The following is a 9283-nucleotide window of genomic DNA, read 5'->3' on the forward strand; positions in this document are numbered from 1 at the left end:
GAGTGGTCGGGGGGAAAATTCCGGGACTTTTTCCCTGAAAATTAGGTAATTTACCCGATGAAAATGGGTAAAACCCCACACCCCACACCCCACACCCTACACCCTGCCCCTAGGAAAAACTTTTTCAGCAGACCCTATTTAAAAATCACTCCCCGCAATCATAGCCGCTAATAAAATAAAACCGACCCAAACATTTTGGCCGAACATTTGACCATAAACTGGTTTGGGTAAATCCGATTGACGTAACAGCCGGTATTGATGCCACCAAGCGATCGCCGCTAGACCCAACCCTAGCCAAAAAAAGGCTGATAACTGCATTTTTTGCCCCTCCCAAGCCAATAAACCCACTGTTAGGGCAAAAAAGACCCCCACGGCTTCCGGGGCGTATTTGCCGAAAAATATGGCACTAGAGTTAATACCAACCTTGAGATCATCCTCTCGATCGGACAGAGCATAAATTGTATCAAATGCCAATGTCCAAAAAATCACCGCTCCCCATAATATAAATGTATTACTATTTAACGCCCCAGTGACGGCACTCCAACAGATTAAAACCGCAAAACCCCAAGCGAGAGAAAGAACCAATTGGGGTACAGGAAAAAAACGCTTGGCGAGAGGATAGCAGATAATCAAGGGAACGGCGGCCACACATAGGCAAAAACTCAGGAAATTGAGATATAAAGCTAAAATTGCGGCGCAAAAGAAAGCAATCAGAGCGATAATCAAACCAACCTTGATCGATAAAGCTCTGGCCGCTAAAGGACGGTTACGAGTGCGATCGACCTGTGGATCAATATCCCGATCCCAAAGATCGTTAACCACACAGCCGGCGGCGCTAGTGGCCAAAGTTCCCAAAACGATCACCCCGATCAAGGGTAGCGGTGGCACCCCGTCTGCCGCCAAAAATACCGCCCATAAAGCGGGAATCATCAAAATTAACCTACCTGCGGGTTTATCCCAGCGCAAGAGGCGAATAATCGTCATCCAAGTGGGTTCTAGATCGGGTTGGGATATAGTCATAATTTCTCGTAAAAAGTAGAAACTAGGAGTTAAGGGGGAGATGGGGTTTTGGGGAAGTGGGGTGTGGGGTGTGGGGTGTGGGGTGTGGGGTGTGGGGTGTGGGAAGAATAAATAAAAATAATCTCCTGACGACCGGCTCCTGACTCCTGACTCCACCAATAAACTTTTTCAGCAAACCCTACTTACTTAACGTGATTACCAGCCCCAACTATTGGGAACGCCTTTAAATGGACCCACCACATCGGAGGTTATCCATCCCCCGTAAAAGTTGCCCGGTTGCGGTTGTACTAATTCCCCGTCGGCATAACAAGCGCTCATTTTGGCAGGATAAAAAGCCAGATAATTCTTAATTGCCTGAAACTCTGGTGTCGGGTCCGGATAATACCAAGCGGCGTTAATTGCCTGTTGGTCGCCAACGGTGATATTGTAATATCCCGCTAGACCTTTCCACTCACAAAAAGACTTTTCTGCTGTGGCTTGCAGGTATTCCATTTTAATATCTTGGGGCGGTAGATAATAAACTGGAGGATGACTGGTTTCTAGAACTCGATAACTGCTTTTAGTATCGGCAATTATCACCCCATTAAAGATAATTTTTAGGTGTTTAGGCGATAATTCTAGGCGCGGGGGACGAGGATAATCCCAGACGGATTCCTGTCCTGCTTTTGCTGGTATCGGTTGGGGACGAAACATAATTTTTCAAGTTTATACTATTCAGTTATCAGTTGTCAGTTATCAGTTATCAGTAATCAGCTTTTTTCTCCCTATCTCCCTATCTCCTCATTCCCCCATCCCCCCATCTCCCCACTTCCCCATCTCCCTATCTCCCTATCCCTTATTTACTGCTCACTGAAAAGAGTTTTCTCAGGGTTTCCACTCGTTCTCGATTGACATTTAAATCCGATTCTCCTAACCGGGAGGCCGAGCGAACATCGATCGCATTTTTGCTAGGATTGAGAGAAAATTCCAGATCATCGACAAATCCCATCCATTGACTGCTAAATTCGGCGTAGAGATAGTTACTATCTTGGCTAATAATTTTAGTTCTCGGTTGGGAGGCGATAATTTTAGCTAATTGCTCGATCGCTTCTTTGCCGCTACCCTGATAACTAAGGGGTTCGATCGAATGAGCCTGATCCTGACTCTGACTACTAACACAATTAGGAGTGACCGGACAAGGAGCCAGTTTACCCTCCTTGACTCCCAAATAATCGGGACGAGTACCGGCGAATAAACTAACGCTATCGGGAGCAATTAACCTAATTCCTAGCCAGATGAGCAGTATTCCTAGGAAAATAAACGGGGTTAGCCGGAAAGATTTTTTCACCGTGTTGGGAGTTTCAGTCATGCTAGTCTTACAGAATCACTTCAATTAACTTAGCATTGATAGGTGTGACAATATCAGGAGATAGAATAAGATGTTTCTCGATGAATTACAACCCGTTGTTAAAGAACTGATTCAACAACCGATCGCTTTTTTCGGTGGTTTTGCCTCTGGATTACTGCGCTTGAAACTTTCGGACGATCCCCTCAAAAAATGGTTAGAACAGCAGGGATTAGTCAGTTTTAACGACAATAATCAGGATAACGGCAACGGTCCCCAGTCGATCTCGATCGATTAGGGATCAGGGGTTAGCTGTTGGGGGTTTTGGGTATTCTTCCATACCCAAAACCCCCCGCTTACCACCCCATCAGCTTAACTTGTTGCTGAAAGTAGATAAATTTCCTCGGCTACTCGTTTTAAGCGTCTTAATTGCGCTTCCATATCCTTTTTAGTCCATTTAGCGGCGAATTGCTGGAATCCCCACCCCACAACCGGATTAGGAATCGCAAACTCAAAACGATTGATTAGACAAGTGCCGCCATCATTGGGTTGACATTCCCAGCGATCGCATCCGCGAAAAAAGCCTTCAAATTGCCAGACAATTAACCCCGGTTCCCTCTCAATCACCGTACTTTTCAGCGTTGGCTGAATTAGGGGAATTTGAATCAAAAAACGACTTCTCCCACCGATATCGGTCTTCCAATCGCCGATAGGTTCACAAACTAACACCGGATTCAACCAACGACGCATTAACTCTAAATCCGTGATACAACGCTCTACCGTCGTGGCACTAGCTTTAATCTGAATTGATTGTTCAAATACTTGACAAGATGACATTGATCTGCTTATAAATTGCTGGCTGAGAATTATCGGTAGTCGGACAAAAGTAAAGTTAACTGTGCAGACAAGGCAACAGTAAGGGTTTTGTCCTTCGTTACATTTCTTAACATAGTGTTATTTATAGCCTTTCTCATCAAGATGAAGTGTAACCTAATTTGCTATGGACGACCGGCGATCGACTCCCCAAAACGAAAACTTCCTACCTCACCATTAAGATAACTGCTCTCAAGCTCACTTTTTCACTAGCTTGGGCAACTCTCGAAAACGTTGGCGTAAACTCTCGATATTAGCCGATTTACCGCCATAACGCCAATCAACGTAGGCGCGAGCAATCTCCTCGATAATATTCGCCACTGGGGGCGGTTGGACGCTGCGGGCGGCGGCGGCGTATTCTAAAGGGGTTTGAGCGGGATGTTTGCCATAACCGGCTTCTGTTAAGATTCCTAACATTTGCTGGTATAAACGCTCGATCGGTGGTAGTTTTGCTAACCTGCGACTCCTACGCCAACGATGGAACTGTCGCCATCCTAACCAACCAGCGTAAGCGAAGACAACCCCCACTAAACCGCCGAGAATTCCCCCGAAAAGACTGCCGGAAATAAAGCGCCATAACCATGCCAATAACTTACCGATGCTAACGATAACATTTTCCCAAATCAGACCGAGAAAACCCGTTACTGGAGAGGGCAACCATCCAGCTACCCATTGCCAAAATTGCTTGAGGACGCTAAAAGGTTCCACTTCCTCAAAGGATGGGGGAATTAATTCGTGGCCCGGGATAGGATCGAAATTGTACCAACCGTAACCAGGGAAAAACACCTCTGTGATGGCGTAAGCGTCCGTATTTTGGACAACATAAAAGCCAGTGAAAGGATTAAACTGGCCAGGAGCAAAACCGGTGGCTAATCGGGCAGGAATACCGATCGAGCGTAACATAATCGTTAACACGCTGGAAAAATGATCGGCGTAACCCCCCTGAAAACGAAATAAAAAGGCCGAGACTAAATCCTCATTTTTGGCTAAAAAGGGCAAATCGGTTTTTAATTCATAGTTTTGCTTTAATGCTTGGGCCAAATATAGGGCCTTCTCGTAGGGAGAGGTTAACGGTGTGGGAGATTTTGCCAGCAATTCCTCGGTTTTTCGGCGGACTTTCGGGGCAATTTCGGCAGGAATTTGTAAATAATACTTGAGAATAGCCTTCGGGTAAGTTTCTGTGGCCGATCGCAGTTGGCTGCGATTGCGTTCCGGCACTTGTGAGATTACAGTATAAGTTAGCCCTTCCGCTAACCCCCCCGGCGACCTTAAGCTATTTTCTCGGTCTAAAGATACCTGTCGGGTAGGAAAAAAGAGAAACTGAGGCGAAGTAAGAGCGGGGATAATATTCGGTAAACTGGAGACAATGCTGTAAGTTTGGACTACCTGATGGGTTTTTGCTTGGGTTGCAGGTAGCGGCACAAAAAAGCGATAGGACCAACTACTGCGATTTAAATCCTCTACTTCTTGATCTCGCGAGATTTGCCACCCTTGACCAGTATAGCGATCAAAGGCCATGGCGCGCCAGAATCCGGGGGCTTGAGAACGTACCCGCATGACTGTCTGGGGAGTCATACTTCCCCGCAAATTTTGGTTGATTTGGCTGTTAAAACCGTAATAAAAGGTAGAATCTAACTGTCCTGACCCTGTAGTGGGACTATTACCGCCATTTACGCCACCATTCCCCGTTTCACCCTCGCGCACATAGCCGGGGTTAACGATTTGTCGGTCTCCCTGTTCAAAATCCTGATTTTCCATACCTCCTGGACTATTGACGGGAAAAGATTGAATTTGATAACCAGGAAAACGCGGCATCAGGGCAAAAATTGTCAATCCCAAGAGGAGAATTGTCAGAAAGAAAATCCCGAAACGTTTGGGAGAAAGGGGAGAATTTTGTGGGGAAACTAATTTTTTTGTAGCTAGACGGGGGGGTTTCTTTGCCAAGAAAGGGAGACTCTGATTGAGATTATCTAAACCTAAACGAGAACGATAGTCTAAAACTAGGGTAGGTAGGGATAAAAGCAGAAAGAGGATTAACCAAGGCGCAAAAGCAAGGGTTTGAGAGATTGTCCCAGCGACTCCCAAGAGAATTAAACCGATTACCATAGAATACCCTAAATCTTTGCGTCGGGGCAGGTCAAAACTATGGAGAATTTGTAATTGAATTAATAATTGTGTTAGAGCAATGCGACTATCCTGCATCGCAACGATATTACCCAAGAATAGCGCCAACACTACCAACATTCCGATCGCTATACAAAATTTTGCCCCAATATTGCGCTTTTTCCTGCGTCGCCAACTCCAGATTCCGCCGATAATACTGAGAGGAACGGCCCAAATACTGGTATAACTATCAGTAGCCACATCGGTGGCGATAATACCGACGATTACTAAAGCTTGCACCAGAATTCTTAAAATAATCGATTCCTCGGTTTCTGGCAAGGGAGAAGATTCTATCTTTTGCCAGAGGGTTTTTAAGGAAGGTCTTGGACGAGCGGCACTGCTAACCATAGGGTAAATTGGGAGAAGGACAAAGAAGTTAATTTTATATTTCCCAGTTTTAATCTCGATCGCTCCCTGGGGTAAAGTGGATTTTAGATGTCAGGAGTCAGGAGACGGGAGATAGGGAGCAAAAAGCTGATGACTGATAACTGATAACTGATAACTGATAACTGATAACTGACCTATGATAGCCGTTACCAACCCTGAAATTTTACCGTTACTTCATCCCCTGATTGGACAATTAGCCACGGCAATTCTGTCCCACTGGGAAAATTATCTTGATTTGTCGCCCTTTGAGTTGCCGGAAGGTTTAGGCTATGTGGAGGGACGTTTAGAAGGGGAAAAATTAATTATCGAGAATCGCTGCTATCAAACCCCCCAGTTCCGCAAAATGCACCTAGAACTGGCTAAACTGGGCAATGGTTTGGATATACTTCACTGTGTCATGTTCCCCCGTCCAGAATATCCGCTGCCGATGTTTGGATGTGATATAGTCTCCGGCAAAGCGGGAATCAGTGCCGCTATTGTGGATCTTTCTCCCACCAGTGTCGATAAAACCCTCTCTAGTGCCTATAATCAAGCTTTAGCGGCTTTACCTGGGGTCGATTTCGCTCAAGCTCGTGATTTGCCGCCTTGGGGTCATATTTTCTCGGAATATTGTCTGTTTATTCGTCCCGAAACCGCCGCCGAGGAACGACAATTTTTACAAAGAGTAACAGATTTCTTGACAATTCACTGCAAATGTGCTAGGGAAAGTCAGCCTCTTTCTGGGGAAGAAGCGCGCATTTATTTACAGGGACAACGGGATTATTGTAGTCAACAGCAGAAAAACGATAAAACTCGGCGTGTACTAGAAAAAGCCTTTGGTTGGGAATGGGCAGAGCGTTATATGACGGGCGTTCTCTTTGATCTGCCCGATTAAGTAGGGAGGCACAATTATTTGTCGGATGGGTTAATGGTATAAAACCCTACACCCCACACCCCACACCCCACACCCTGCCCCCACCGAAAAACTTTTTTAGCAAACCCTAATTAAGCCAGAAGTCTCTTGAAACTTAACAATATTAACAGACAAGGACGGGAAAATAATTGCTAGATTGATTTAGGTACAGTTAACTGTAACCGCGAGAACAAGAGAAAAAAAGCGGTTTTCCCCGGTAAAACCGCCAAAAAGCCCTAGCTTAATTTCTCGATTCTGACAATTAAATAAATATTAAAACAGCCGATGAATCTAACGAACTTTCCTTGGTTAACTGCCATCATCCTTTTTCCCATCGTCGCCGCTTTATTGGTTCCCATAATTCCCGATAAAGACGGTAAAACCGTGAGATGGTTTGCTCTGACGGTGGGATTAATCGACTTTGCCCTAATTATCTACGCTTTCTATACCAGTTACGATTTCGCTAATCCCAATCTGCAATTAGTGGAAAGTTACCAATGGTTGCCAGAAATTGACCTAAGATGGTCTTTAGGAGCCGATGGCCTCTCCATGCCTCTGATTATCTTAACGGGATTTATCACCACTCTAGCTATCTTAGCGGCTTGGCCGGTGACTTTTAAACCGAAACTATTCTACTTCCTGATGCTGTTGATGTACGGGGGACAGATTGCGGTGTTTGCCGTCCAGGATCTGTTACTGTTCTTCCTCGTCTGGGAATTAGAATTAGTCCCCGTCTATCTCATCCTCTCCATTTGGGGCGGTAAACGCCGTCTCTACGCGGCCACCAAATTTATCCTTTACACCGCCGGAGGCTCTCTATTCATCCTTGTAGCGGCGCTGACGATGGCTTTTTATGGCGATACCGTCTCCTTTGACATGGTGACTATTGCTGGCAAGGATTTCCCCCTGAAACTGCAATTATTCCTCTACGCCGGTTTTCTGATTGCCTACGGGGTAAAACTGCCGATTTTCCCCCTCCATACTTGGCTACCGGATGCCCACGGCGAAGCCACTGCCCCCGCCCATATGTTACTAGCGGGAATTTTGCTTAAAATGGGTGGTTATGCGCTCTTACGGATGAATATGGGGATGTTACCCGATGCTCACGCCGTTTTCGCCCCCGTTTTGGTGATTTTAGGGGTAGTTAATATTATCTACGCCGCCTTAACCTCCTTTGCCCAACGCAATCTTAAGCGCAAAATTGCCTATTCTTCCATCTCTCACATGGGATTTGTCTTGATTGGTATGGCTTCCTTTACCGATATTGGCACAAGTGGGGCGATGTTACAGATGATTTCCCACGGACTGATTGGGGCGAGTTTATTCTTTATGGTCGGTTGTACCTACGATCGCACCCATACCCTGATGTTAGACGAGATGGGCGGTGTCGGCAAGAAAATGAAGAAAGTTTTTGCCATGTGGACTACCTGTTCCCTCGCTTCCCTGGCTTTGCCCGGGATGAGCGGTTTTGTGGCGGAATTAATGGTATTTATCGGTTTTGCCACCAGTGATGCCTATAGTCCCACTTTCCGCGTCATCATCGTCTTTTTAGCGGCTATCGGTGTCATTCTCACCCCGATTTATCTCTTGTCCATGTTGCGAGAAATTCTCTACGGGCCGGAAAATAAGGAATTAGAAGAACACCATGCCCTAGTGGATGCGGAACCCCGGGAAGTCTTTATCATCGCTTCTCTATTAGTGCCAATTATCGGCATTGGACTCTATCCCAAAGTGGCGACGACGATTTACGATGCTACTACCAATAAATTAACCGCCCTAGTGCGTAATTCTGTCCCCAGTTTAGTGCAACAGGCAAAGGCAAAAACCCCCAGTTTCTCCCTTTATTCCCTAAAAGCCCCCGAAATCTAAGGAGTTATCAGTTATCAGTTATCAGTTACCAGTTACCAGTTATCAGATTTGAGTTTTAAGTGAGCAGTATTAAATCCCACTTTCCGCACTTCTTAACATTCAATTGATAATTTTTACTAATATTAGATCCGGTTATTAAAGAATGATTATTTATTCTCCCTTTTGCCTTTTGCATGAGTAGAAAACGGGTTTCTCCGAGAAACCCGTTTTCTGTGCGTTACTCAACGGATTTAGTATTATTATACTTTTAATTGATTGTGTCATTATTTTAATGCGATCGCTAACGAGTACAGCCTGGAGAATTATCAGAATTAGTCCCCACTGGAGCAATCGCGCCCAAAGAAGATTAGGCGGTCGCAACGCGCTCGCTACGCGAGACCGCAACATAGCAAAATATAGGAGTTTAGCCCATGTCTAACGAAACCGTGACTTATTCCCTAGAAGCTGTTCTAACAAGGATCGAGGGGAAAATAGACTCTCTACAAAAAGATGTTAATCAAAAATTCGACAAAATCGATGAACGATTAACCAAAGTAGAAATAGGACAATCGGAGTTAAAAGGGGAGATTAAAGCCTTAGGCTTTAAGGTTGAGGGCATCGATAAAAGATTAGAGAAAGTAGAAAACGAGCAATCTGTTTTAGTTAAGTCTGTTTCTGACTTACAGGGATTTCGGGGGTTAATTTTACCTCTGATTGTTGGGGGAATTAGTGCTGGTATCGGGGCAATAATCACCGTCAGCATCAGATTTTCTCTA

Annotated in this window: 9 protein-coding genes; 4 read left to right on the forward strand and 5 right to left on the reverse strand. The window is 45.2% G+C overall.

Annotated elements, in window-relative coordinates:
* Positions 1-138: 138 nt before the first annotated feature.
* From O9295_RS15115 to O9295_RS15125, 3 genes are all read right to left on the reverse strand, one after another.
* Positions 139-1020, reverse strand: coding sequence for a 4-hydroxybenzoate solanesyltransferase (locus O9295_RS15115; protein ID WP_288033628.1), 882 nt, complete (start codon positions 1018-1020; stop codon positions 139-141).
* Positions 1021-1215: 195 nt separating this feature from the next.
* Complete coding sequence (locus tag O9295_RS15120; RefSeq protein WP_045356290.1) at positions 1216-1713, reverse strand: DUF427 domain-containing protein; 498 nt, start codon at positions 1711-1713, stop codon at positions 1216-1218.
* A gap of 142 nt (positions 1714-1855) precedes the next feature.
* Positions 1856-2368, reverse strand: a complete 513-nt coding sequence (locus O9295_RS15125; protein ID WP_288033631.1) for a DUF1499 domain-containing protein — start codon at positions 2366-2368, stop codon at positions 1856-1858.
* Positions 2369-2438: 70 nt separating this feature from the next.
* Between O9295_RS15125 and O9295_RS15130 the strand changes: the two genes are divergently transcribed.
* Complete coding sequence (locus tag O9295_RS15130; protein WP_002762986.1) at positions 2439-2642, forward strand: ssl0294 family protein; 204 nt, start codon at positions 2439-2441, stop codon at positions 2640-2642.
* A 74-nt stretch (positions 2643-2716) separates the two neighbouring features.
* Here O9295_RS15130 and O9295_RS15135 read toward each other — a convergent pair whose 3' ends face one another.
* Together O9295_RS15135 and O9295_RS15140 are read right to left on the reverse strand one after the other, a co-directional pair.
* Entirely contained in the window at positions 2717-3181 is a 465-nt protein-coding gene (locus tag O9295_RS15135) for an SRPBCC family protein (protein ID WP_002778570.1), read from the reverse strand.
* 234 nt (positions 3182-3415) lie between these two features.
* Positions 3416-5728 (reverse strand): transglutaminase TgpA family protein, encoded by a 2313-nt coding sequence (locus O9295_RS15140; RefSeq protein ID WP_288033635.1) that lies wholly within the window; start codon positions 5726-5728, stop codon positions 3416-3418.
* A gap of 175 nt (positions 5729-5903) precedes the next feature.
* Between O9295_RS15140 and O9295_RS15145 the strand changes: the two genes are divergently transcribed.
* The 3 genes from O9295_RS15145 to O9295_RS15155 form a co-directional block, all read left to right on the forward strand.
* Positions 5904-6641, forward strand: a complete 738-nt coding sequence (locus O9295_RS15145; RefSeq protein ID WP_288027035.1) for a phycocyanobilin:ferredoxin oxidoreductase — start codon at positions 5904-5906, stop codon at positions 6639-6641.
* 303 nt (positions 6642-6944) lie between these two features.
* Positions 6945-8528 carry a photosynthetic/respiratory NAD(P)H-quinone oxidoreductase subunit D1 gene (ndhD1, locus tag O9295_RS15150; protein WP_002779843.1) on the forward strand — a complete coding sequence of 528 codons (1584 nt, stop codon included), beginning with the start codon at positions 6945-6947 and terminating at the stop codon, positions 8526-8528.
* A gap of 410 nt (positions 8529-8938) precedes the next feature.
* Positions 8939-9283, forward strand: a 345-nt coding sequence (locus O9295_RS15155) for a DUF4164 family protein (protein WP_288033638.1), incomplete at its 3' end; no start/stop codon positions are given.

It is taken from the genome of Microcystis sp. LE18-22.4A (assembly GCF_027531105.1).
GTDB lineage: Bacteria > Cyanobacteriota > Cyanobacteriia > Cyanobacteriales > Microcystaceae > Microcystis > Microcystis aeruginosa.

Coding starts and splice junctions, on each gene's coding strand:
- O9295_RS15115 (WP_288033628.1), bottom strand. CDS start 1,020: ATGACTATATCCCAACCCGATCTAGAACCCACTTGGATGACGATTATT.
- O9295_RS15120 (WP_045356290.1), bottom strand. CDS start 1,713: ATGTTTCGTCCCCAACCGATACCAGCAAAAGCAGGACAGGAATCCGTC.
- O9295_RS15125 (WP_288033631.1), bottom strand. CDS start 2,368: ATGACTGAAACTCCCAACACGGTGAAAAAATCTTTCCGGCTAACCCCG.
- O9295_RS15130 (WP_002762986.1), top strand. CDS start 2,439: ATGTTTCTCGATGAATTACAACCCGTTGTTAAAGAACTGATTCAACAA.
- O9295_RS15135 (WP_002778570.1), bottom strand. CDS start 3,181: ATGTCATCTTGTCAAGTATTTGAACAATCAATTCAGATTAAAGCTAGT.
- O9295_RS15140 (WP_288033635.1), bottom strand. CDS start 5,728: ATGGTTAGCAGTGCCGCTCGTCCAAGACCTTCCTTAAAAACCCTCTGG.
- O9295_RS15145 (WP_288027035.1), top strand. CDS start 5,904: ATGATAGCCGTTACCAACCCTGAAATTTTACCGTTACTTCATCCCCTG.
- ndhD1 (WP_002779843.1), top strand. CDS start 6,945: ATGAATCTAACGAACTTTCCTTGGTTAACTGCCATCATCCTTTTTCCC.